The sequence below is a fragment of the Polaromonas sp. P1_F6 genome, assembly GCF_056405695.1.
Genome location: NZ_JBFUBQ010000002.1, coordinates 186683 through 209054 on the forward strand (window position 1 = coordinate 186683; position 22372 = coordinate 209054).

Annotated in this window: 21 protein-coding genes; 14 read left to right on the top strand and 7 right to left on the bottom strand. The window is 63.4% G+C overall.

Features of this window, described 5'->3' with window-relative positions; genetic code table 11:
* Positions 1-37 precede the first annotated feature (37 nt).
* Complete coding sequence (locus AC1DY9_RS06825; RefSeq protein WP_477666112.1) at positions 38-469, top strand: group II truncated hemoglobin; 432 nt, start codon at positions 38-40, stop codon at positions 467-469.
* 98 nt (positions 470-567) lie between these two features.
* On the opposite strand, the gene AC1DY9_RS06830 is transcribed toward AC1DY9_RS06825, so the two are convergent.
* Both AC1DY9_RS06830 and AC1DY9_RS06835 read right to left on the bottom strand, forming a co-directional pair.
* Positions 568-906: a hypothetical protein gene (locus AC1DY9_RS06830; RefSeq protein ID WP_457279590.1), complete on the bottom strand. Its 339-nt coding sequence runs from the start codon at positions 904-906 to the stop codon at positions 568-570.
* A gap of 233 nt (positions 907-1139) precedes the next feature.
* A complete protein-coding gene (locus tag AC1DY9_RS06835; RefSeq protein WP_477666113.1) occupies positions 1140-2039 on the bottom strand; it encodes a LysR family transcriptional regulator in 900 nt (299 codons plus the stop codon).
* 101 nt (positions 2040-2140) lie between these two features.
* On the opposite strand from AC1DY9_RS06835, the gene AC1DY9_RS06840 reads away from it, so the two are divergent.
* From AC1DY9_RS06840 to AC1DY9_RS06855, 4 genes are all read left to right on the top strand, one after another.
* Positions 2141-3016: an SDR family oxidoreductase gene (locus AC1DY9_RS06840; protein WP_477666114.1), complete on the top strand. Its 876-nt coding sequence runs from the start codon at positions 2141-2143 to the stop codon at positions 3014-3016.
* Positions 3017-3056: 40 nt separating this feature from the next.
* Positions 3057-3530: an AtaL-like protein gene (locus AC1DY9_RS06845; protein WP_457279587.1), complete on the top strand. Its 474-nt coding sequence runs from the start codon at positions 3057-3059 to the stop codon at positions 3528-3530.
* 10 nt (positions 3531-3540) lie between these two features.
* Positions 3541-4209 carry an NAD(P)-dependent oxidoreductase gene (locus AC1DY9_RS06850; RefSeq protein WP_477666115.1) on the top strand — a complete coding sequence of 223 codons (669 nt, stop codon included), beginning with the start codon at positions 3541-3543 and terminating at the stop codon, positions 4207-4209.
* A gap of 193 nt (positions 4210-4402) precedes the next feature.
* A complete protein-coding gene (locus AC1DY9_RS06855) occupies positions 4403-5497 on the top strand; it encodes a patatin-like phospholipase family protein (RefSeq protein WP_477666116.1) in 1095 nt (364 codons plus the stop codon).
* 429 nt (positions 5498-5926) lie between these two features.
* On the opposite strand, the gene AC1DY9_RS06860 is transcribed toward AC1DY9_RS06855, so the two are convergent.
* Positions 5927-6583 (bottom strand): Smr/MutS family protein, encoded by a 657-nt coding sequence (locus AC1DY9_RS06860; protein ID WP_457279584.1) that lies wholly within the window; start codon positions 6581-6583, stop codon positions 5927-5929.
* A gap of 177 nt (positions 6584-6760) precedes the next feature.
* Here AC1DY9_RS06860 and AC1DY9_RS06865 point away from each other — a divergent pair, with 177 nt between their 5' ends.
* Entirely contained in the window at positions 6761-10288 is a 3528-nt protein-coding gene (locus tag AC1DY9_RS06865) for a tetratricopeptide repeat protein (protein ID WP_477666117.1), read from the top strand.
* A 15-nt stretch (positions 10289-10303) separates the two neighbouring features.
* On the opposite strand, the gene radC is transcribed toward AC1DY9_RS06865, so the two are convergent.
* Complete coding sequence (radC, locus tag AC1DY9_RS06870; RefSeq protein ID WP_477666118.1) at positions 10304-10978, bottom strand: RadC family protein; 675 nt, start codon at positions 10976-10978, stop codon at positions 10304-10306.
* A gap of 323 nt (positions 10979-11301) precedes the next feature.
* Between radC and AC1DY9_RS06875 the strand changes: the two genes are divergently transcribed.
* From AC1DY9_RS06875 to AC1DY9_RS06900, 6 genes are all read left to right on the top strand, one after another.
* Positions 11302-12924: an ABC transporter substrate-binding protein gene (locus tag AC1DY9_RS06875; RefSeq protein WP_457279808.1), complete on the top strand. Its 1623-nt coding sequence runs from the start codon at positions 11302-11304 to the stop codon at positions 12922-12924.
* Positions 12925-13043: 119 nt separating this feature from the next.
* The gene (locus tag AC1DY9_RS06880) at positions 13044-13997 is read left to right on the top strand and encodes an ABC transporter permease (RefSeq protein ID WP_457279581.1); all 954 of its coding nucleotides are present in this window, start codon (positions 13044-13046) and stop codon (positions 13995-13997) included.
* Positions 13998-13999: 2 nt separating this feature from the next.
* Entirely contained in the window at positions 14000-14938 is a 939-nt protein-coding gene (locus tag AC1DY9_RS06885; protein WP_477666119.1) for an ABC transporter permease, read from the top strand.
* Between the two features lie 4 nt (positions 14939-14942).
* Positions 14943-15980: an ABC transporter ATP-binding protein gene (locus tag AC1DY9_RS06890; protein ID WP_457279579.1), complete on the top strand. Its 1038-nt coding sequence runs from the start codon at positions 14943-14945 to the stop codon at positions 15978-15980.
* Between the two features lie 58 nt (positions 15981-16038).
* Positions 16039-17028: an ABC transporter ATP-binding protein gene (locus AC1DY9_RS06895; RefSeq protein ID WP_477666386.1), complete on the top strand. Its 990-nt coding sequence runs from the start codon at positions 16039-16041 to the stop codon at positions 17026-17028.
* Between the two features lie 16 nt (positions 17029-17044).
* A complete protein-coding gene (locus AC1DY9_RS06900; RefSeq protein ID WP_477666120.1) occupies positions 17045-18223 on the top strand; it encodes an amidase in 1179 nt (392 codons plus the stop codon).
* 94 nt (positions 18224-18317) lie between these two features.
* Here AC1DY9_RS06900 and AC1DY9_RS06905 read toward each other — a convergent pair whose 3' ends face one another.
* From AC1DY9_RS06905 to AC1DY9_RS06915, 3 genes are read right to left on the bottom strand one after another with little or no spacing between them, the layout of a single operon-like run.
* Positions 18318-18803 (bottom strand): metallophosphoesterase family protein, encoded by a 486-nt coding sequence (locus AC1DY9_RS06905; RefSeq protein WP_457279577.1) that lies wholly within the window; start codon positions 18801-18803, stop codon positions 18318-18320.
* A 57-nt stretch (positions 18804-18860) separates the two neighbouring features.
* Positions 18861-19358: an ureidoglycolate lyase gene (locus AC1DY9_RS06910; protein WP_457279576.1), complete on the bottom strand. Its 498-nt coding sequence runs from the start codon at positions 19356-19358 to the stop codon at positions 18861-18863.
* Positions 19355-20659: a Zn-dependent hydrolase gene (locus AC1DY9_RS06915; protein ID WP_457279575.1), complete on the bottom strand. Its 1305-nt coding sequence runs from the start codon at positions 20657-20659 to the stop codon at positions 19355-19357. Before AC1DY9_RS06915 ends, AC1DY9_RS06910 begins: the two co-directional genes overlap by 4 nt.
* Before the next feature lie 224 nt (positions 20660-20883).
* Here AC1DY9_RS06915 and AC1DY9_RS06920 point away from each other — a divergent pair, with 224 nt between their 5' ends.
* Positions 20884-21372, top strand: a complete 489-nt coding sequence (locus AC1DY9_RS06920) for an FKBP-type peptidyl-prolyl cis-trans isomerase (protein ID WP_477666121.1) — start codon at positions 20884-20886, stop codon at positions 21370-21372.
* Positions 21369-22367, top strand: a complete 999-nt coding sequence (gene ispH / locus AC1DY9_RS06925) for a 4-hydroxy-3-methylbut-2-enyl diphosphate reductase (protein ID WP_477666122.1) — start codon at positions 21369-21371, stop codon at positions 22365-22367. The genes AC1DY9_RS06920 and ispH overlap by 4 nt, the downstream gene beginning before the upstream one ends.
* Positions 22368-22372 lie beyond the last annotated feature (5 nt).

Consider the following 22372-nt stretch of genomic DNA (forward strand, 5'->3'; position numbering starts at 1 on the left):
CAACCAACCCCAAACCCCAACATTCGATAATCCAAAGATGCAGATAGAAGAAAAGCCCCCAGGAAACCCTCCCTTCGAAACTCCCTACGCCTGGATAGGCGGCGAAGAGCGCGTCAAGGCATTGGTCGAGCGCTTCTACGACCTGATGGACCTGGAGCCCGGCTACACAGCCCTGCGCGCCGCGCACGGCAGCACCCTGGACAACGCCCGCCAGCGCCTCTTCTGGTTTTTATGCGGCTGGCTGGGCGGGCCGCAGTACTACACCGACCGCTTCGGCCACCCGCGCCTGCGCATGCGCCACATGCCGCAGCAAACCGGCGGCGGCTCGATCGGCATTGCCGAGCGTGACCAGTGGCTGGCGTGCATGGACCAGGCCATGCGTGAAACCGGTGTTGATGAAGCGCTGCGCACGCGGCTCAATGCGTCGTTTTTCCAGACGGCCGACTGGATGCGCAACAGGGGCGAGTGATGATGCAGCGCCCCGGTGCAATGCCGGGTCACTGAATGCTATCAAAAATATAGCTGCTAGCGCCCGACTGCAAAGGGATGCGGCCGGTATTGATCCCGCTAGATAGCGTATCGGCGCCGGCCGTGAGGCAGCACGTTGTGAAGCCACATGCGCTCACGAATGTGCGCCCGTAGCGAGTTGGCCGACAAATCATCCGGATGATCCTCACCGCGATTGCGCGGGGTTTCTGCTGCCTTGGCGGGTTCGGGTTGCCTGTCTTTCTGGATGAAGTTGGTTTCCCTGAGCACATGGCCGCGCACAAAATCTCCCTGCCCGTCAATTTCGTCATACCAGTACACCGACGTCACGTGGGTTTCACTGGCTTCCACCTTGATGTCCCTCTGGACGATCCGGTTGCCATCTTCAATACCAAGTTTTTTCCTGTGCAGCGCATTCATCCAGACAACTCCTCTTTGTTTTTAGTAAGGCGACTCTAACGAGATGTGACGCATTGCGCGGATGCCCTTGGCAACTAAAGAAGAGGTCGGCGCTATATTCCACGCGCCAGTGGTCTGAGGCCAACGGAAATGAGCATTCGTTCACATCCATGGCGGCTCACTCCGGATCGTCAGGCTCGAGAGCGGTGTCGGGCTCGTCTCCGCATCGAGAGAGTCGGGCGTTTGTGCAGACCTCATCTCCCGATGTAGTCCGCCAACTCCTCCGGTGATCCGTTGGGAAAGGCTTCCTTCAGGCAGTCCAGGAAGGCGGATACGCGGGCGCTCAGCAGGCGGCGTGATGGATAGAGCGCCCAGAGGGCAATCTCAGGCCCTTTCACGTCGCCCCAATGGACCAGGGTTCCGGCTGCGAGATCGTGGGAGATCAGCGAAAGGGGAATACGCGCCGCCCCGACATTTGCCCGGACTGCGTCGCGGACCATGAACAGCGATGACAGGCGCAGGACGGGGTCCACCGCAAACCGTTGTTCACCGTCTGGCCCCGTCATTTCCCAGGGTTCATTCGGGTTTCCTGCCCCGCCTGCCCGCATCACCACCGGAACAGGCGCCTTGCCTGATGGGCGGTTCAGGTCAGGGCTGGCCACCACAACCAGGCGGTCGCGCAAGAAAATCCGCCCCACCAGGTTTTCGTCCGGGTCGGGGTTGACGCGGATCACCAGGTCGTAGCCCTCTTCCACCATATCGACCGGGCGATCTTCAGGGATGACCTCGAGCCGGACCTCGCGATGCTTCAGCGCGAACCGGGCGGCGAGCTTGCCCATGGCGGCTTGCGAGAAGAGCAGGGGCGCACTCACCCTCAATGTGCCTCGCGGCGTCTCACCGCCGGAGGTAATCGTGGCGACCGTCTCGTCGAGTTCGGCCAGCAAAACAGAGGTCCTTTCGTACAGCGAGCGTCCCTCCTCGGTGAGCTTGAGGGTCCGCGCCCCCCGCTCAAAGAGACGCAGGTTGAGGCCGCTCTCCAGGTCGGCCACCCGCCGTGACAGGGTCGCCTTGGGCCGCCCGGATTCGCGGGCGGCCCGCCCAAAGCCGCCATGCCGGGCCACGAGGTTGAAGTCTGCAAGGGCAAGCAAGTCCATATGTTCCACCAATGAGACGAAGTGTCTAAATATAACAGCTATCGGATACTGAGTGGATCAATCAAGATTGAGGCTCCTTCAACACACAACGGAGTAATTTCATGACCATCCTCATTACTGGCGCAACTGGCAACGTCGGCCGCCAGGTTATCCAGCAGCTCGTCCAGCGTGGCGCCAAAGTGCGCGCACTGGTCCGCGATCCGGCAAAGGCGAACTTCCCGGCCGGCGTCGAAGTCGTTCCAGGCGACCTGCTCGACGTGGCGGCACTGCGGAGCGCGTTCACAGGCGTGTCCACCCTGTTCCTGCTCAACGCCGTGGTCCCCGACGAGTTCACCCAGGCCCTGCTCACGCTCAATCTGGCGCGTGAAGCCGGCGTCGAGCGCGTCGTCTATCTCTCCGTGATCCACAGCGACCGCTACCTGAACGTTCCCCACTTCGCGGGCAAATTCGGTGTCGAGCGGATGCTCGAAGAGATGGGTTTCGCCGCCACCATCCTGCGCCCCGCCTACTTCATGAACAACGACCTCACCATCAAGGACGTGGTCACCGGTTACGGCGTCTATCCGATGCCGATCGGCAGCAAGGGCCTGGCCATGATCGACGCGCGGGACATCGGCGAGATCGCGGCGATCGAGCTGCTGCGCCGCGAGCAGGCGTCGAAACCGCTTCCGCTGGAGCGCATCAACCTCGTCGGCCCCGACACGCTGACAGGCGATGATGTCGCCGCCATCTGGTCAACTGTGCTGGACCGCCCGATCACGTATGGCGGAGACGACACCGCAGGCTTTGAGAAGAACCTGCTGAATTTCATGCCACCCTGGATGGCGTACGACATGCGCCTCATGAGCGAGCGTTTTCTCACGGTGGGGATGGTTCCCGAATCGGGTGACGTCAAGCGCCTGACGACGCTCCTCGGGCGCCCGCTACGGTCCTACCGCGAGTTCGCTACCGAAATCTCCGCGTCGGCATCGGCATAAGAGCCGGCGGTATAGCAAGCCACACCAAAGGAATACCACCATGATTTATTCAACCGCTACAGTGCCCGTCAATCCGCAAGGCGAAGTGAAGCTCACGCGTGCCCAGGCGTGGGCCGGCCTGGTTCTCAAGGCGCGTGACGCGCGCCGCTTCCTGCCGCCAGATCTTTGCACGCGCTGCGAAGTCGTCGAGGAAAGCGCGACGCACATCGTGCGCGAAGCCACTATCGCCGGCGCCGACCTGCGCGAGATCATTGCCTTCGAGCCCGAAAGCAAGGTGACCTTCTTCCAGGCCACCGGCCCGCGCGAAGGCGCGGTCGTCAACGAGTTGTTCGAAGACGAATCCGGAGAGCTCCAGCTGCGCTTCTACGGTTATCTCGGCCTGCGCGGCAAGACGCCGGGCGGCCCCGAAGAGCAGGCCGAGCAAGCCTGGATGGACGGCGAGCAAGGCTACAAAAGCGCGCTCGTCTCGACGCTCAAGCGCACCCGTGAACTGCTCGCGCAGGGCGAACTTTAAAGGCCGGACCATGAACACACTGAACACTGCCGGCATCTCGCTTGCTCGCCCGAAGATTCTGGTTCTTGGCGCCACCGGCGGCACGGGCCGGCTGATCGTCAGGGAGGCGCTTGCACGGGGATTCGACGTTCGCGCGCTCGTGCGCTCCCCGCAGAAGGCGAGCGGTCTCAAGGGCGCCGAGATCATCATCGGCGATGCCCTTGACGAAAGTGCGCTGCGTGAGGCCCTGCGAGGTCGCGATGCCGTCGTGAGCGCCCTGGGCACACCGGTCAGCCCGCTGCGCGAGGTGACCGTTCTCTCCTCGGCCACGCGGGCACTCGTGAGCGCCATGAAAGCGGAGCAGGTCTCGCGCCTTGTCTGCATCACGGGCATGGGCGCAGGCGACAGCGCCGGCCATGGCGGGTTCCTGTTCGACCGGCTGATCCATCCCGTTCTGTTGCGCAAGGTCTACGCCGACAAGAATCGGCAGGAGGCTGCCGTCCGCGCCAGCGGGCTGGACTGGGTTCTGGTGCGCCCTTCCGTGCTGAACGACAAGCCAGCGCGGCGCAAGATCCGCACCTTGACAGACTTGTCCGGTTTTCACGGAGGAACCATTGCGAGGCAGGACGTCGCGGACTTCGTCCTGGACCAGGTGCAGATGGATGTCTGGCTGCACCGGTCCCCTCTGATATCTTGGTGATTCCGGCTTTGAGACAAGGGCGGCAAGCGCTGGCGACAGCGGCCGCCCCGGACTTGCCATAGGCATCGAGCCGACAGGCATAGGAGAATCGGGACTGCTACCCATCCACGGCAAATAACATGCAATACGGCTTCTCCACAGCGATCACTGCGCATCGCCCGCTTCCTCTATATGTGCGCTGCAAGGCTGCGGCATGAAGCCGGTCTACCTGGCCCTTTCGGGCGGCGGCACGCGCGCCATGGTGTTTCACTGCGGCGTGCTGAGCTTCCTGGCGGAACACCAGGCGCTGGAGCGGGTCAGCAAGGTGTCTACTGTTTCGGGCGGCAGCCTGCTGGTGGGCCTCTTGCTGCAGCTCAACGCGATGCGCTGGCCCGGCAGCAATGAATGCCTGGCGGTGCTGCTGCCGCGCGTGAAAACACTGCTGACCACCACAGACCTGCAGAACGCCGCCATGCGCGCCATGCTGCACCCGCGCAACTGGCGCTTTGCGCTGTCGCGTGCCAACGTGCTGGCATCGGCCATCGGCAGTGCCTGGGGTGTCGATGCGCTGATGGAGGATGTTCCGGCGTCACCCGCCTGGGTGGTCAACGCCACCACGGCCGAGACCGGCAAACGCGCCAGCATCGAAGGCGACGCGTTGCGCGACTGGATGCTGGGCTCCACGCGCCTGAAGCAACTGCCGTTGCGAGATGCGATGGCGGTGTCGGCGGCTTTTCCGGGCTTGATCGGCCCTTACGTACTGCCGACCGACAGCTTTGACTGGAACCTGCCGATGTTCGCCTCCGGCGACGATGCCCGGCCTGCCGAAGACCGCTTTGCCCGCATCCACCTCTACGACGGCGGTGTGTACGACAACCTCGGGCTGGAGCCGTTCTTTGACGCCGGCTTTGGCCCCAAGCCCAAAATCGACGGCGTGATCATCGCGTCTGATGCAGGCGCGCCCTTGCCGGTGGGTTTTGCGATGGGCCCCCTCAGCATCTTTCGTCTCAAGCACGTGGCCGACATCATGTCCGACCAGGTCCGCGCGCTGCGCGCCAGGGGGCTCATGGCCTACGCCGCGCGCGAGCCGGGTCGCGCCGCCTACCTGCGCATAGGCGCTACCGCCCGGGAAGTTGCCGAACGCGCCGGCGCGGACTGCCCGGCCGGCGAATGGCTGGACGCAAACAGCGTCAGGGCGGCCGCTGCCTACCCCACCTCACTGAAGAAAGTGCCGCTGCCGATGTATGAGCTTGTGTTCAGGCACGGTTATGAATGCGCCGCGGCTGGACGAGCGGGGTTCGGGCTTTGAACGGCTGGCGGCTGAACCGGGACTGGTTCGAGTATCTGACTTGCTATCAAAAATATAGCTGCTCGCGCAGATCCTGATTCGGATACAGACACTTTTTGTTTGTAAAAAGTGCCTTTTCGCGGCGTCAAACCGGGTTTTTGGTGTCCGCCAAGTAAAAAAAGCAGCCCCTCGAGGCCTTTTTCGGTGAAATTCAGGCATCAAATACGCCTCCCACCCAATCACATCATGCGCGAGCAGCTATTGAATTGATAGCGCTTGGGATGCCTGCGGAATCTGTCCAGCAGGTGCCGCGGGACCGGCTTTGCCGGACCGCAGGCGCCGTCCCCTGCAAGGGGAAAAGGCACTACACGTAGTGAGTGTCGATAGGGGTGTACTCAGTCTTTCAAGGGGAGATGGCGCTACACGCAGTGAGCGCCGACAGGGGTGTGCCTAGCCAGCTTCAAGCAACACCACCAGCGCCCCGGCGCCGCCCTCGGCCGGCCGCGCCTGCACAAATGCCAGCACCTCCTGCTTCTGGATCAGCCAGCTTTGCACCTTGCCTTTGAGCACCGGCGTCTTGCCGGGAGACCCCAGGCCTTTGCCATGCACCACGCGCACGCAGCGCCAGCCCACCTTGTGCGCATCCTTGATGAAGTGAGCCAATGCTTCGCGCGCATCCTCGCGGCGCAGGCCGTGCAGGTCAAGCTGGCCCTGGATGCTCCAGCCGCCGCGGCGCAGCTTGCGCACCACGTCAGGCCCCATGCCGGGCCGCCGAAAGCTCAGCGCTTCATCCGTGTCCAGCAGTGTTTCCACGTCGAACTCGTCCGAGATCGCTTCTCGCATCACCGCAAGTTCATCGCGTTGCTGCTGCACCGGGATGGGCGCTGCCTGCGCCACCGGCAACGCCGCCTTGTGGCCCGGCAGGTGTTTGGCCGGCAGGGCCTTGACGGGGCCGACCGCGCGCGAGAAGAGTTCTTTCTCGGCTTTGGCCCTGGCGGCTGCTGCCACGCGCGCGGCTTCCTGTTCTTTCTCAAGCTTCGCGCGGGCTTCGATGTCCCGCTTGACGGCCTTGAGGTCCTGCAGGCTTTTGAGTGCGGGCGCTTTCATGATGCTTACTTTATCGTAGTGCTTCAGTACTCACCGATGTAGATAAACCACGCGTCGGGTCATTCAGCGGCGGATCTGGCGATGGCTACGTTACGATGTTCCGCTAACTTGCTGAGCGGTATCAGGTCATCGACGCACGTTCTGCCAGATCCGGATTTTGAATTGAGGGAGAGAAAAATGAAGCGGTCTACCGCCGTGCTTTGCGGAGTTCTGTTGCTCTGCAGTGGTGTATTGGCTGTCAGTAAGGTTCAGGCATTTCGCACCGAGGCCGCCGCGGAGGAGGAGAGGGCGAAACGGGAGGCCTCTGCGGCAAAGGCTCGAGCGGACATCCAGAACAAGATCGCGATGGAACGGTCTTTTGAAGATACTGCAATGGCCCGCTTCCTGCCGCCGCGCTATTCACCGCAGGCTTCCGATTGGCAGGGCAAGGAAAAGCTTTTCTACGGTCAGGTGTTGTCTGGCGGAAAGTTTGATGTGCTGGTTGTACCGTTCCAGGTTTGGGGCTGGGGTGTCGACAGGGCAAGCCGGTCCATCATGACTGCGGAACTCGCTGCGGGCGTCGCCCAATCGCAGAAAGTGAAAATTCCCGACCCCTATCTGGTGGCAAAAGCACTTGGTGAGGGGCAGCGCCACCTCAAGCAGGAGGAAATCTACAAGCTTGCCGATGCCGTGGGGGCAAAGCGCATTGTCTGGGGTTACGCCGGGCACGACCGGAAAGGAAAAATGGCGATCGCCATCCGGACCCAGGACTACACGGGCACTGCGCGCAATGGCGCTGTTTGGGCTGCTCCGGTGGAAACCAAAAAATTTGAAAATATCCCTTTTGGGGATGAAATTCCGGCCGTCGAGGCCTACGAATCCGTGTTGCCGGAAATCCTCAAGGCGGCAGGCGCCAACCCTTCCTCGCCTCTTTATGAAAAGACAGTCAGCAGCCTGGAACTGGAAGCGCTGCCGGCATCTCCGTTCGGCTTGGTGGCACCGTCTGGCAACCCGGCGCAGGATGCATACGCTTTCCTGGTGTACAGCGCACTGGCGCCCACAACCAACGAAAGAACGAAAGAGATATTTGCTGAAAAGGCGCATCTGGCGCTTTTGGGCCTGTCGCCGCAATCACCCGACTACCGGGCGCTCAGGGCGAGGACCTACATGGCACTGGGTCTGCGCATGGCTGCCATCAAGGCACTGGGCGATGTGCAGACCGTCGAGGAAAAAGAATTGCTTGCCGCCCTGAACGGAAATATCCTGGACGTGCGTGCAATGGCGGCGCTTGAAAAGAATCCCTTAAAACGCTTGCTGCAAAAGATCGATGAGAACAGGATCGCTACCGCCTACGGCACGATGACAACCAAAAAGGCAGGCGCCGAAGTGGCAGCGTTGAAGCTGCCCGGAACGATATGGCCGTTCATCGTGACGCGGGTTTTTGTAGAAACAGAACCGTGGGTTCAGAACGAGAATGCTTCCCTGAAAATGCTTCTTGACTATGAGTTGCCGGTCAAGGGGTATGCAATGGCGGACATGGCACGCGCGGCATTGCCACTTGCTGACCCGGACAAGGTTCAGACCATGGTGGATCTGTCGGTGTTTCATCACGGCCGCAAGTTCATCGAGGCCAATGCGGCCAGTTTGTGCTGCGGGCCCGCACCCGGCAAGCCGGGCCCGTTTGACTATCTGGACTTGCTCGAGAGTATTGGCCATGACAACCTGATGAACCGCATCAATTTCCTGTCCAACGTCCAGGGCATTCCGAACAAGGCCCTGATCTTTGCGAACAGCATTGACGCAATCTACAAGGGTTACCCGTCCTACGCGTATGAGCGCTCAAGAGCGGAGGCGAAGCTCGCCGGAAAGTCCACTGGAGCCGAAAGAGAGCAGTTGGTCAAGGCCGCGCACCAAAACGCGTTCGATGCAGCCTACTGGGAGCAAGGCCAGTCGCTCACCGCATTACGGGCCTTGAATCATTTCAATGCTGACGGCGGTCAGTACTACGGACCTTATAACAATCTTTACTATGCCGATGTGCCATTCCGTCCTTATTACTGGACCTGGGCAGACGGCGGTAAATTGGAGATAAGTATTGAAAACGAAATTGCCGCTTTGAAGAGTGCCACTTGGGAAATCGGAACCTTCACGGAGCTGCACGGGACGTACCGTCATTTTTTCCCCGACCAGGGGCGGGACACCGATCTTTTAGCGTCAATCAACGGGCGTTTCGTCGGCTCCCCGCAACTCAATAGCATCCTCGGCGCCGAGGCCAGGAGGCAGGGGGACACCGCGAAAGCGCAGGCTTACTATCGCGACAACCTCAAGCTTGCACCCACGCGGTGGACTTCCTATAGCGATTTGGCATGGATGCTGTTCGCGGCGGGTGACGTCAAAGCTGCCGCCAAGATGTTTCATTCTTACGAGGGCTTCAAGAAAGGGTCCGAAGACGGCCGGGTTGCGACCGCAAACCTTGCTTTCGAGGCAGGGTCGTATTTTTACTGGGCGGGTTATTTCGACCTTGCCAGGCCGTTCTATCAAATCGCCGTCTCTCAGGGATCGGGATCGTCCGGCGAAATCACGAGCGATACGCGTCTGAAGCTTCTTGCCGGCGATCTGCAGGGGGCGATGGCCAGCACCTTGCGGCGTGCCCAGCGTTACCAGGAGTCGTATGCCCACCGGGACTATCTGGGGCTTCTTCACGCAAGTGGCCATTCCAGGGAGGCCTGGGCCGGTTTTGAAATGCTGGCGAAACAAAGCCGCGCTCCTCACATTTGGGAGTCCGCGCTGGTCGGGCATCACATCTCCGGTCTGCCTGAAGCGGAGGTCGTGAGTTGGGCGCAACAGGGGAAATTCGGGGGCACAGTGGAGGGTACGATCGCCGCAACCGTTCACCTTGTGCGTTTTGCAACCACGGACCGCACGCCTTCCAGCAGCTTGTCTCAGGCGGTAGACGCACTGGATCTGCAGCGATGGAAAGTGCCCGGACACCCCAATCCGATTTGGGAAGGACATCCGGTCGCGCAGAAAGCTCCTGTGAAACAGCATGTGAAATCCATGCATGCGTATTTTGTGGAAGCTTACCGGGCCATCAAACTCAAGGACTTTGCCGGTGCGAAGGCAATCTTCTCCGAGTCGGCAACGTTTTACGACCTGACCGATTACCAGGTCAATTCAACGTTGACCTGCTATTTTCCTTACTACGCTTATGCGGCTGTCAAGGCGGGAGACACCTCAATTATTGAGAAGATGGTAAGCGGCACCAAGGCCTCCAGGCAAGACTTTGACTACCAGCTGACCATGGCGATTCTTGCCGCAGCATCCGGCAAAAACGAAGAAGCACTGCAATTCCTTCAACGCGCGCGGCAACTGCGGCCGCACACTGAGAAAAGGGCCTTGCTGACGCAGTACACCTTTGGAGAGATTTCCGAACTGGTGGCGGAAATGACCGGCAGCAGCAAGATCAGGGCCTTGACGCTGGAGTGGGCCCAGAAGAGCCAGAAGTTCGAACCCTGGCAATCCTGGGCTTATGCACTGGAAGCCAGGTTGACGAGGAACCCTGCCGAGCGCAGGCGGGCCTTGGCGATGCTGTTTTATCTCGACCCCAAATCGGAGGGCCTGTCCGCGTTCGGGCAACCCGAAATCGATGCCGCTGTGAAGGCATTCGGGAAGTCCAACCCCTTTCTCTCCATCAATCCGGAAATTGTAAAAAAAGAGGCAATCTAGAAAGAGTTTCGACTTCTACAGCAAGCCCAGCTCGGCCATCGACACCGCCTGGGAGCTCGTCACCACAAAATGGTCCAGCACGCGCACATCGACCAGCGCGAGGGCTGACTTGAGCGTTTGCGTCAGCGCCTCGTCGGCGCGTGAAGGTCTGGCGGTGCCGCTGGGGTGGTTGTGGGCCAGCACCACACTGGCGGCGTTGAGCGCCAGGGCGCGCACCACTACCTCGCGCGGGTAGACGGACGTTTGTGTCAGCGTTCCGCGAAACAGCTCTTCGAGAACGATCAGCCGGTGCTGGCTGTCGAGGAACAGCACCGCAAAAATCTCGTGCGGCCGGCTGCCCAGCTGCAGCTGCAAATAGTCGCGCACGGCCTGCGGCGTGTCAAAGAGCGTTTTTTCACGGAGCTTTTCGGCAAGCGCCCGCCGGGAAAGTTCCAGCACCGCGACCAGTTCGGCGCGTTTGGCCGGGCCCAGACCCTTGATGCTTTTGAGCGCTTCGGGGCCGGTGTGCAGCAGCCCGGCCACGCCGCCAAAGGTGTCGACCAGCTCCTGCCCCATCTGCAGCGCATTCTTGCCGGGCAGGCCAGTGCGCAGCAGCAGGGCCAGCAGCTCGGCATCGCTGAGCGCGCCGGGGCCGCGGGCCAGCAGTTTTTCGCGGGGGCGGGCGTCCTCTGGGAGGTCTTTGAGAAGCATGGAAGAAAAGCCGGTGAAAGGGATGAGGGGAAAGAACCACCAAAAGCAGTGCGGACCCGGACGGGTTCCCTTGCTCTGGACGGGAACAGTTTACAAACAGTTGCCGTCCCCCCACGAATGCCATGCCACGCGGAGACGGTTCGCGAGATTTTGAAGCGATGCACCAAGGCAGTGACGCATGCACTGCGGCGGAGCTCGCCTGACGAGCATCGGCGCTGAAACCATTGGCATATTCCTTGCGGGCATATCCTTATTTACAGGAGTGCTCCATGAAAGTTATCGGGTCCCGTCTGTCTCTGGTCTGGCTGCGCGCGCCGGTGTCCATGGCCCTGCTTGCCGCGGCCTCGCTGGCTGCCACCGGCCTGCATGCACAGGAAAAAGTACTGCGCATCGCCATGACGGCGGCCGACATTCCGCGCACCCTGGGCCAGCCCGACCAGGGCTTTGAAGGCAACCGTTTTACCGGCATCCCGATTTACGACTCGCTGACCCAATGGGATCTCTCGAAGGCCGACGCGCCGAGCGTGCTGATTCCCGCGCTTGCCACTTCCTGGGCCGTGGATGCCAAGGACAAGACCAAGTGGGTCTTCAAGCTGCGCCCCGGCGTCAAGTTCCACGACGGTTCAGCCTTTAATGCCGATGCCGTGATCTGGAACGTGCAGAAGGTGCTCGATAAGGACGCCCCGCAGTTCGACCCCAGCCAGGTCGGTGTGACCGCGTCGCGCATGCCGACCCTGCGCACCGCCCGCAAGATCGACGACATGACGGTCGAACTCACCACGAGCGAGGCCGACTCCTTCCTGCCGATCAACCTCACGAATCTGTTCATGGCCTCGCCGGCGCATTGGTCCGCCAAGCTCGCGGCCGTGCCGGCCGGCGTCACCGTACCCGCTGACCGCGCCAAGGCGGCCTGGACGGCTTTCGCCGCCGATCCGGCCGGCTCTGGCCCCTTCAAGGTCACGCGCTTCGTGGCGCGTGAGCGCCTTGAGCTGGCCGCCAACAAGGCCTACTGGGACGCCAAACGCGTGCCCAGGATCGACAAGGTCGTGATGCTGCCCATGCCCGAAGCCAATGCGCGCACCGCGGCGCTGCTGGGCGGGCAGGTCGACTGGATCGAGGCTCCCGCACCTGATGCGATGGCGCAGATCACGCAGCGCGGCTTCAAGATCTATTCCAACGCCCAGCCGCACGTGTGGCCGTGGCAGCTGTCATTCGCCGAAGGCTCGCCCTGGCTCGACAAGCGCGTGCGCCAGGCGGCCAACCTTTGCGTGGATCGCGGGGGCATCAAGCAACTGCTGGGCGGCATGATGGCCGAACCCAAGGGCACGGTGGCGCCCGGACACCCATGGTGGGGCAACCCCAAGTTCGACATCAAGTACGACGTGAAGGCTGCCCAGGCGCTGATGACGCAGGCGGGTTTTTCGGCCGCCAAGCCGCTCAAGGTCAAGGTGCAGATTTCCGCCTCAGGCTCGGGCCAGATGCAGCCGCTGCCGATGAACGAGTTTGCGCAGCAGTCGCTCAAGCAATGCTTTTTTGACGTGCAGTTCGACGTGATCGAGTGGAACACGCTGTTCACCAACTGGCGCAAGGGCGCGAAAGACCCGTCGGCCAATGGCGCCAATGCGGTCAACATCAGTTTCGCGGCGATGGACCCGTTCTTTGCCATGGTGCGTTTCGTGAGCACCAAGGCCTTCCCGCCGGTGTCCAACAACTGGGGCTACTACGGCAACGCCGATATCGACAAGCTGGTGGCCGATGCGCGTACCAGCTTCGACGAGAAGTCGCGCGACGCCGCGCTGGCCAAGCTGCACGCCCACATCGTGGACGACGCCCCCTTTGTCTGGATTGCGCACGACGTCGGTCCGCGTGCGCTGTCGGCCAGGATCAAGAACGTGGTGCAGCCCAAGAGCTGGTTCATCGACATTGCCACCATGACGATGGACTGATCACGGTGGAAAAGCCCTTTCTCCGCTGAGGAAGGGCTTCTTTTATCGCTCTCGCTTCCTTTTTTTTTCGCTTTTCCGTTCTCTCGTTCCTTATTGGAGCCAGCTTTCAACGCCAGCCCATGCTTGCCTACTTCCTGCGTCGTGTTATCTACGCCTTGCCGATCATGGTCGGCGTGGCACTCGTGTGTTTTCTTCTGGTGCATCTCGCGCCTGGCGATCCGCTGGTGTCCATCCTGCCGCCGGACGCATCGGCCGACCTGCAGGCGCAACTGCGCGAGCTCTATGGCTTTAACCGCTCGCTGCCCGAGCAGTTCGCGATGTGGGTATGGCGCGCCATGCACGGCGACCTGGGCGTGTCGATCGCGAGCAACCGTGCGGTTGCCGGCGAGGTCATGACCGCGGTCGGCAATACGCTGCGCCTGGCGGTGGTGGCCACTTTCATCGGCTTTGTGCTGGGCTGCCTGTTCGGTTTTGTGGCCGGCTACTTCCGCAACTCCTGGGTCGACCGGCTGGCCTCGATGCTGTCGGTGCTGGGCGTGAGTGTGCCGCACTACTGGCTGGGCATGGTGATGGTGATCGTCTTCAGCTCGCAGCTGATGCTGTTGCCGGCCACAGGCGCCGGCCCGGGTGGATCGAGCGACTGGGCCTGGGACTGGGAGCACATCCAGTTCCTGGTCCTGCCGGCGATCACGATGTCGGTGATCCCGATGGGCATCATCGCGCGCACGGTGCGTGCGCTGGTGGCCGACATTCTTGACCAGGAATTCATCGTCGGCCTGCGCGCCAAGGGCCTCACGCACTTCGGCGTGTTCCGCCACATGGTGAAAAACGCCGCCCCCACGGCGCTGGCCGTGATGGGCCTGCAACTGGGTTACCTGCTGGGCGGCTCCATCCTGATCGAGACCGTGTTTTCCTGGCCGGGCACCGGCTTTCTTCTGAACTCCGCCATCTTCCAGCGTGACCTGCCGCTCCTGCAAGGGACGATTCTGGTGCTGGCGCTGTTCTTCGTGGTGCTGAACCTGCTGGTCGATGTGCTGCAAACGTTGCTGGACCCCCGCATCGCCAGGGCATGACCATGAGCACCGTGACCGCCACCTCCGACGTATCCGCCACTTCCAGCGCATCCAGCGCCTCCACTGCCGCCGCCGATGTGAAGCCGCTGCCCATGCAGCGCTCGCGCGGCTACTGGGCCTCGGCCATGCTGCGCTTCACGCGCGACCCGGTCGCGATGGGCGCTGCTTTTGTGGTGCTGCTGCTGATCGGCCTGGCGGTGTTCGGCCCGTGGCTCGCGCCGGCAGATCCCTACGCCTCGTCAATGCTCAAGCGGCTCAAGCCGATCGGCACCGAAGGCCTGCCGCTGGGCAGTGACGAACTCGGCCGCGACATGCTGTCGCGCCTGATCGTGGGCGCACGGCTCTCGCTTTTCATCGGCATCACGCCCGTGGTCTGTGCCTTTGCCGTCGGCTCGACGATCGGCATCCTGGCCGGCTACGCAGGCGGATTCATCAACACCGCCATCATGCGCACCATCGATGTGTTTTATGCCTTTCCGTCGGTGCTGCTGGCCATTGCACTGTCCGGCGTGCTGGGCGCGGGCATCGTCAACTCCCTGATTTCGCTGACCATCGTGTTTATTCCGCAGATTGCGCGGGTGGCCGAAAGCGTGACCACGCAGGTGCGTAACCGCGACTATGTGGAGGCGGCCAGGGCCTCGGGTGCCGGCCCCTTCACCATTGTGCGGGTGCATGTTCTGGGCAATGTGCTGGGGCCGATTTTTGTTTACGCCACCAGCCTGATCGCGGTCTCGATGATCCTCGCCTCGGGCCTGTCTTTCCTTGGGCTCGGCGTGAAACCACCGGAGCCGGAGTGGGGCCTGATGCTCAACACGCTGCGCACCGCGATCTATGTGCAGCCCTGGGTCGCGGCACTGCCCGGGGCGATGATCTTCATCACCTCCATCTCATTCAACATCCTGTCCGATGGTCTGCGCTCCGCCATGGACAACAAGGGCTGAAACCATGGACGCAATGAACGACGTCGGAGGCCCCGCGCAGCCCTTGCTCACGATTTCCGGGCTGGTCAAGCACTTCCCGCTCAAGAAGGATCCGCTGGGCCGTGGTGGCGGTGTGGTGCGCGCCGTCGACGGTGTTGATTTCGAAGTGTTCAAAGGTGAGACGCTGGGGGTTGTCGGCGAGTCAGGCTGCGGCAAGTCGACCACGGCGCGGTTGTTGATGCAGCTGATCGCGCCTACCGGCGGCGAGGTTGTCTTCGACGGGCGCACCGTCGGCGGCCGCGACCTGCCGCTCAAGGAGTTCAGGCGCCAGGTGCAGATGGTCTTCCAGGACAGCTACGCTTCGCTTAACCCGCGGCTCACGATCGAAGACTCGATTGCCTTCGGCCCGCAGGTGCACAACGTGCCCAGGCGCGAGGCGATTGCGCGCGCACGCGACCTGCTCGCGCGCGTGGGCCTGGAGCCGCAGCGTTTTGCCGAGCGCTACCCGCACGAGTTGTCGGGCGGGCAGCGCCAGCGCGTCAATATTGCGCGTGCGCTGGCGCTGCAGCCGCGCATGGTGATTCTTGATGAAGCGGTGTCGGCGCTCGACAAATCGGTCGAGGCGCAGGTCATCAACCTGCTGCTCGACCTGAAGGCCGAGTTCGGCCTGACCTATGTCTTTATCAGCCACGATCTCAATGTGGTGCGCTACGTGAGCGACCGCGTGATGGTGATGTACCTTGGCCAGGTTGCCGAAATCGGCCCGGCCGATGCACTGTACGACGCGCCGGCCCATCCCTACACACGCGCGCTGCTGTCGTCGATGCCCTCAATGGACCCGGACCACCGCACCGAAGAAGCGGCGCTGGCCGGTGACCCGCCGAACCCGATCAACCCGCCCTCGGGCTGCCGCTTTCACCCGCGCTGTGCACTGGCCGCGCCGGTGTGCAGCCAGGTGGTGCCGGCGCGCATCGCCACCGGCGCACAGCACGCCGTGAGTTGCCTGATCCACGAACCCGGCAGCGGGCACCCGGATGCTGCACCGCTGGCCAGGGCGGCGTGACCCCATGACTGCGAACGCCTCTTCTTCCTCTTCCTCGTTTCCTTCCTCTTGCGAGCCGATGGTTCGCCTGAAGGACCTCAGCGTGACATTCAGCGGCGGGCGCAAGCCCGTGCAGGCCGTGAGCGGCGTGAGCCTGGAGGTGCAGCGCGGCGAGGTGGTTGCGCTGATCGGCGAATCCGGTTCTGGCAAGAGCGTGACCATGCGCACCCTGCTGCGCCTGCACCCCGAGCGCCGCACCCGCATGGGCGGCCAGGTGCAGGTGGCCGGGCGTGATGTGCTCGCCATGTCAACCGGCGAGCTCGACGACTTCCGCGGCAAGGTCGCCTCGATGATCTTCCAGGAGCCGCTGCTGGCGCTGGACCCGGTCTATTCGGTGGGGGCCCAGATCATGGAGTCGATACGCCGGCATGAGCGTGTGGGCAAGGCTGAAGCGCACCAGCGCGCGCTGGCGCTGTTCGAGCGCGTGCGCATCCCCAGCCCCGAGCGGCGCCTTGCGGCCTATCCGCACGAGATGTCGGGCGGCATGCGCCAGCGCGCGATGATCGCGCTGGCGCTGGCCTGCAAGCCGCAGCTCCTGCTGGCCGACGAGCCGACCACCGCGCTCGACGCGACCGTGCAGATCCAGATTTTGCTGCTGCTGCGCGAGCTGCAGCGTGACCTGGGCCTGTCGGTGATCTTCGTGACGCACGATATCGGCGCGGCCGTCGAGGTGGCCGACCGCATCGCCGTGATGTACGCGGGCCGCATTGTCGAAGAAGGCACGGCGCGCGAGCTGATCCGCTCACCGCGCCATCCCTACACGATCGCGCTGCTCAAGAGCCGGGCGCACGGCGCGCTGGCACGCGGCACCCGGCTGGAAACCATAGGCGGCGCGCCGCCCGACCTGTCGGCGCTGCCGCCCGGCTGTGCCTTTGCCGAGCGCTGCGCACTGGCCACTGAGGCCTGCCGCGCCGCGCAGCCGCCGGTGGTCGAGCTGGCGCCCAACCACCGTGCACGCTGCATCCACACCGACGCCGCCGCGGCGATTGCGCCCACCCTGGTTGCCTGATCACCGCCTTCACGTTATGCCCCTGCACGACCCCGCCCACGCCTTCGTTCCCTATCCCGACGCTCCGGTGCCGCGCGCTGCCACCGGCCCGCTCTCGGATCTCAGCTTCGGCGTGAAGGACCTGTTCGATGTGGCGGGCTATCCCACAGGTGGCGGCAGCCCTTTTGTGCTGGCGATGTCCGGCATCAAGACGCGTACCGCGCCCACCGTGCAGCGGCTGCTCGATGCAGGCGCGCGGTTTTCCGGCAAGACGGTCACGGATGAGCTGGCCTTTTCGATGAACGGCAACAACGCGCACTTCGGCGCGCCGATCAACGGCGCTGCCAAAGACCGCATCACCGGCGGCAGTTCATCAGGCTCGGCCTCGGCTGTGTCTTCGGGCCTGTGCGATTTCGCGCTGGGCACGGACACCGGTGGCTCCGTGCGGGCGCCGGCCAATCACTGCGGGCTGTATGGGCTGCGCCCAACGCATGGCCGCATCAGCCTGGAGGGCGCGTTGGACCTGGCGCCCAGCCTGGACACCTGCGGCTGGTTCGCGCGGGATATTCACACCTTCGCACGGGTGGCCGACGTGTTGCTTGGCCCCGATGCCGCCGCGCTGCCAGGTCGCGTGCGGCTGCTGCATCCTGAAGACGTGTGGTCGCTGGCCGTGCCGGCGGCGGCCGTTGCGTTGCAGGGCGCCGTCGAACGGGTGCAGGGCGTGCTCGGCACTGCGCAGGGCACCACCGTGGCGCTGGAGTCCTTCGATGCGATGTACTGGAATTTCCGGTACGTACAGGCGCACGAGGCCTGGCTGACCGACGGGCCGCTGATTGAGCGCTACGCGCCGCCGCTGGGGCCGGGCGTGGCCGAGCGCTTTGCCTGGTCGCGTGATGTGACGGATGCGCAGGTCAGCGCGGGCCGTGCTTTTCGCGCGGCCTTTCGCAGCCACCTGGCCGCGCTGCTTGGCAGCGACGGCGTATTGCTGATGCCGACCATGCCCGACATTGCGCCGTTGCGCAGCGAAGGCGAGGCCGGGCTGGAGGACTACCGCAACCGCGCCATCCGGCTGCTGTGCATCGCCGGCCTGAGCGGTTTTCCGCAGCTGTCGATGCCTCTGGCCCAGCGTGAGGGCGCCCCACTGGGCCTGTCACTGCTCGGGCCGGCGGGCTCGGACCGGGCGCTGGTGGCACTGGCGCAGCACATTGAGGCTTGATGCCGAATATTTTTGATTTTCTTAAGAAGAATCAGCCCCCAGACCATGTAGAACATGCGCGACCAGCTATTGATTTGATAGCTAAAGGGCGCCTTCAGTCTGTCTCGACGGCCTGAATCTCTGCCTGAATCTTTTCTATGCGCGGGTTGATGGCAGGGCCGTCGATCTGGAGTTCGGCAAGGGTGATCGGGAGCCTGAAGCGGCGCGGACCGGCACTGCCGGGATTCACGAACAACACGCCTTCGCGCTCCTCGATCAGGGGCTGGTGCGAATGGCCCGACACGACCACCTGCACACCCGCTGCGGCCGGGTCGATGTCCAGCTCCGCAAGATCGTGGATCACATGGATCGTGACTTCGCCGATGTTCAGCCATGTCGAGACGGGCAGGGCGTCGGCCCAGGCGCCCCGGTCATTGTTGCCGCGCACCGCCGTCACCGGCGCCAGCGTTGCCAGCGCTTCGAGGACGCCCGGCTCGCAGATATCCCCGGCATGGATGATGTGATCGCATCCGCGCAGGAACGCGAGGGCTTCCGGCCTCAGGAGGCCATGGGTGTCGGAGATCAATCCAATGCGAACCACAGGCCGGGTTCCTTCAGGCAGTTGCGTAGTTCATGCAGCTTATGCAGTTCAAGCGGTTCATGCAAGCGCTGCAACCGTCACGGGTTGTTGCAGCCGGCAGGTGCCACAGTCGACGGCTGCCGCGGCGCGCTCAAGCACCACAAAATCGCCTGCGTCTACCGCCAGCAAGGCGTGGTGCCAGGTGCCGGGCGCAAGCGCCACGCCCTGGCAGCCGTCGGTGATGAAGGCGGCCAGCGTATCGCCAGAAGGCGGCGCGCCGGCCGGCGCCACCACGATGACAAAGCGGCGCTCGCCCAGTGGCACAAAAGTCTGGCTGCCCAGCGCATGGCACTCCATTTCATCGACTGCATGGGGAAAGCGCCGCGCCTGTGCGCGAAATATCGCCAGCATCGGCCGCCCTCCGTCTGCATCAAGCTGCAGGTCGCCGATCAGGTCGAAGCGCTCGGATGTCCCGCCGTTAATGGCGTGGCCTTCGGCGCCGGCCGGCACCTGCACCACGGTGCCGTAGGGCGCAAATGCGTCTGGCGTCAGCGGCTGCGGCGCGAGTACCTTCATGCTGCGGCCACACCCGCCTGGTCGAGCATCGCGTGCAGCAGCACGTTGGCGCCGGCTGCCAGGTGTTCCGGCTTGGCGTCTTCGATCTCGTTGTGCGAGATGCCGTCTTTGCAGGGGACAAAAATCATGGCGGCCGGCGCGGTGCGGGCGACGTACACGGCGTCGTGGCCGGCACCGCTCACGATGTCCAGGTGGGCCAGGCCCATGCGCTTCGCGCCTTCGCGCACGGCAGCCACCAGCGGCTCGGCGAAGCGTGCCGGCGGGTAGTACACGGTCTGCTCAATCCCGACCGTGAGGCCGCCTGACTGGCTGAGTGCGGCGCAGGCATGGCGCAAGCGCCCGTCCATGCGGCTCAGGCCTTCGTCGTTGCCGTGGCGGAAGTCCACAGTGAAGGTCACGCGGCCCGGGATCACATTGCGCGAATTGGGATGCACCTGCACATAGCCCACGGTGCCGCGGCCGTCAGGCTGTTCGTCCAATGCGATGCTGCGCACGGCCTGCATGAGGCCGGTGGCGCCCTGCAGGGCATCGCGCCGCAATGTCATCGGGGTGGGGCCGGCATGCGCTTCCTGGCCGGTGACCACCACGTCATACCAGCGCTGGCCAAGCGCACCGGTGACCACACCCAGCGGAATGTCGGCATCTTCGAGCACCGGTCCCTGTTCGATGTGGGCCTCAAAATAGGCGCCGAAGCGCGGTGCACCGTCGTTCACCGCAGCGGGCGCCGTGCCGTCAAACCCGATGGCCTGGAGTGCCTCGCCGACGCGGATACCGTCGCGATCGGCGGCCTCAAGCGCTGACTGCAGGGTGAAAGCGCCGGCGTAGACACCCGAGCCCATCATCACCGGCACGAAACGCGAGCCTTCCTCGTTGGTCCAGACGCAGACTTCCAGCGGCGCGACGGTGCGTATGCCCGCGTCGTTGAGCGTGCGCAGCACTTCCAGCCCGGCCAGTACACCGTAGTTCCCGTCGAACTTGCCGCCGGTAGGTTGGGTGTCGATATGGCTGCCGGTGGCAACGGCAGGAAGCGAAGGGTCCTGCCCCTCGCGGCGCGCGAACAGGTTGCCGATGGCATCCACGCGCAGCGTGCAGCCTGCTTCGGTTGCCCAGCGCACGAAGAGCGCGCGCCCCTGGCGGTCAAGCTCGGTCAGGGCCAGCCGGCATACACCGCCTTTTTCTGTCGCCCCCACGGCAGCGAGATCCATGAGTGAGGCCCAGAGGCGCTGCGGGTCAATCCGCAGGTCGTGATCCGGGCCGGCCGGCGGGGCTGGCGTGTGTGGGGATGTGATGGCAGTGTCCATGGAAGTGAGTCAGCAGAAAGCATGCCAGTCATCCGCATCGGGCGCTGGCGAAAACCCCGCCACAAGCGGCAGACTGGCTGCTTGCCGTGGAATTGGGGAACAAACCTCCAAAAACCTCCGGAAAAACCGGTGATCGGCCTGGGCACTCCCGGTTTTCTACAATAGGGGGGCTGATCCTCCCTTTACAAACCGTTGCCGGCTGCTCGCCTGGCCCCGAAAGCCCTATGTCCACCGTGGAAACCCCCGACGCAACCCTTGTCCAGCAAGGCTCGTTCCTGACCCTGCACTACCGCATGGCCGGGCCCTCCGTGGACGGCAAACCGGGCGCGGACATCATCAACACCTTTGACGGCAAGCCCGCCACCCTGAGCCTGGGTACGGGCGAGCTCTCTCCGGCCATTGAGCAGCGGCTGATTGGCCTGCCCGAAGGCACGCGCACAACGTTTGAGTTGCCCGCAGGCGTTGCGTTTGGCGACCGCAACCCGGAGCTGGTGCAGTGGGTGGCGCGCAAGCTGCTCAACGAACTGGGCGACCCGGATGAGAAGTACAAAGTGGGCGATGTGGTGCAGTTTCCCACGCCGGATGGCATGGGCCAGTACGCTGGCGCTGTGCAGCAGGTCAAAGAGGGCGGCGACGCGGTGCAGTTCGACTTCAACCATCCGCTGGCAGGCCAGCCGGTGGTGTTTGAAGTGCAAGTGATTGGGGTGTTATGACTGAATCCAGATTGCTTCCCCAGGAAATCCTTCTCGCGGAACCGAGGGGTTTCTGCGCCGGCGTCGACCGTGCCATCGAAATCGTCGAGCGGGCATTAACGAAATTCGGCAGGCCGATATACGTGCGCCACGAGATCGTGCACAACACCTATGTCGTCAACGACCTCAAGGAAAAAGGCGCGATCTTTATTGAAGAGCTCGACGACGTGCCCCCGGGCGCCACGCTGGTGTTCAGCGCGCACGGCGTGAGCCAGGCCATCCAGAAAGAGGCCGAGCGCCGCGGCTTCCAGATTTTTGACGCCACCTGCCCGCTGGTGACCAAGGTACATGTGGAAGTGGCCAAGCTGCACAAAGAGGGCTACGAGTTCATCATGATCGGCCACAAGGGCCACCCCGAGGTCGAAGGCACCATGGGCCAGCTCGACAGCGGCATCCACCTGGTGGAAGACGTGGCCGACGTGTGGCGCATCAGCCCTGCCCAGACCGAACGCCTGGCAGTCGTCACGCAGACCACGCTGAGCGTGGACGACGCGGCCGAGATCAGTGCGGCGGTAAAGGCGCGCTTTCCGCAAGTGCGCGAACCCAAACACCAGGACATCTGCTACGCCACGCAGAACCGGCAGGACGCCGTCAAGGTGCTGAGCCCGCAGGTGGACATCCTCATCGTGGTCGGCAGCCCGACCAGCTCCAACAGCAACCGCCTGCGCGAGCTGGCCGCCAAGCTGGGCACCGAGGCCTATATGGTGGACGACGCCAGCGAGCTGAAGGAGTCGTGGTTTGAGGGCAAGGGCCGGGTCGGCCTCACGGCAGGTGCTTCGGCGCCCGAAATTCTCGTCAAGCAGGTGATAGACCGCATCAAGGCGCTGGGCGCTGTGTCGGTGCGCAAGATGGAAGGCATTGAGGAGACCATCAAGTTCCCGCTGCCCAAGGGCCTGAAGCTCGATGCGCAGGGCCAGATGCTGGAAGTCAATGACAGCCAGCTGCATCAGCTCTGACCTGA

What these genes read in the sequence shown, in the direction of transcription:
- AC1DY9_RS06840 (WP_477666114.1), top strand. Translation starts at nt 2,141, where the DNA reads ATGACCATCCTCATTACTGGCGCAACTGGCAACGTCGGCCGCCAGGTT.
- AC1DY9_RS06885 (WP_477666119.1), top strand. Translation starts at nt 14,000, where the DNA reads ATGAGCACCGTGACCGCCACCTCCGACGTATCCGCCACTTCCAGCGCA.
- AC1DY9_RS06880 (WP_457279581.1), top strand. Translation starts at nt 13,044, where the DNA reads ATGCTTGCCTACTTCCTGCGTCGTGTTATCTACGCCTTGCCGATCATG.
- AC1DY9_RS06915 (WP_457279575.1), bottom strand. Translation starts at nt 20,659, where the DNA reads ATGGACACTGCCATCACATCCCCACACACGCCAGCCCCGCCGGCCGGC.
- AC1DY9_RS06855 (WP_477666116.1), top strand. Translation starts at nt 4,403, where the DNA reads ATGAAGCCGGTCTACCTGGCCCTTTCGGGCGGCGGCACGCGCGCCATG.
- AC1DY9_RS06850 (WP_477666115.1), top strand. Translation starts at nt 3,541, where the DNA reads ATGAACACACTGAACACTGCCGGCATCTCGCTTGCTCGCCCGAAGATT.
- AC1DY9_RS06830 (WP_457279590.1), bottom strand. Translation starts at nt 906, where the DNA reads ATGAATGCGCTGCACAGGAAAAAACTTGGTATTGAAGATGGCAACCGG.
- AC1DY9_RS06895 (WP_477666386.1), top strand. Translation starts at nt 16,039, where the DNA reads ATGGTTCGCCTGAAGGACCTCAGCGTGACATTCAGCGGCGGGCGCAAG.
- AC1DY9_RS06860 (WP_457279584.1), bottom strand. Translation starts at nt 6,583, where the DNA reads ATGAAAGCGCCCGCACTCAAAAGCCTGCAGGACCTCAAGGCCGTCAAG.
- AC1DY9_RS06910 (WP_457279576.1), bottom strand. Translation starts at nt 19,358, where the DNA reads ATGAAGGTACTCGCGCCGCAGCCGCTGACGCCAGACGCATTTGCGCCC.
- AC1DY9_RS06920 (WP_477666121.1), top strand. Translation starts at nt 20,884, where the DNA reads ATGTCCACCGTGGAAACCCCCGACGCAACCCTTGTCCAGCAAGGCTCG.
- AC1DY9_RS06890 (WP_457279579.1), top strand. Translation starts at nt 14,943, where the DNA reads ATGGACGCAATGAACGACGTCGGAGGCCCCGCGCAGCCCTTGCTCACG.
- AC1DY9_RS06865 (WP_477666117.1), top strand. Translation starts at nt 6,761, where the DNA reads ATGAAGCGGTCTACCGCCGTGCTTTGCGGAGTTCTGTTGCTCTGCAGT.
- AC1DY9_RS06875 (WP_457279808.1), top strand. Translation starts at nt 11,302, where the DNA reads ATGGCCCTGCTTGCCGCGGCCTCGCTGGCTGCCACCGGCCTGCATGCA.
- radC (WP_477666118.1), bottom strand. Translation starts at nt 10,978, where the DNA reads ATGCTTCTCAAAGACCTCCCAGAGGACGCCCGCCCCCGCGAAAAACTG.
- AC1DY9_RS06825 (WP_477666112.1), top strand. Translation starts at nt 38, where the DNA reads ATGCAGATAGAAGAAAAGCCCCCAGGAAACCCTCCCTTCGAAACTCCC.
- ispH (WP_477666122.1), top strand. Translation starts at nt 21,369, where the DNA reads ATGACTGAATCCAGATTGCTTCCCCAGGAAATCCTTCTCGCGGAACCG.
- AC1DY9_RS06900 (WP_477666120.1), top strand. Translation starts at nt 17,045, where the DNA reads ATGCCCCTGCACGACCCCGCCCACGCCTTCGTTCCCTATCCCGACGCT.
- AC1DY9_RS06835 (WP_477666113.1), bottom strand. Translation starts at nt 2,039, where the DNA reads ATGGACTTGCTTGCCCTTGCAGACTTCAACCTCGTGGCCCGGCATGGC.
- AC1DY9_RS06845 (WP_457279587.1), top strand. Translation starts at nt 3,057, where the DNA reads ATGATTTATTCAACCGCTACAGTGCCCGTCAATCCGCAAGGCGAAGTG.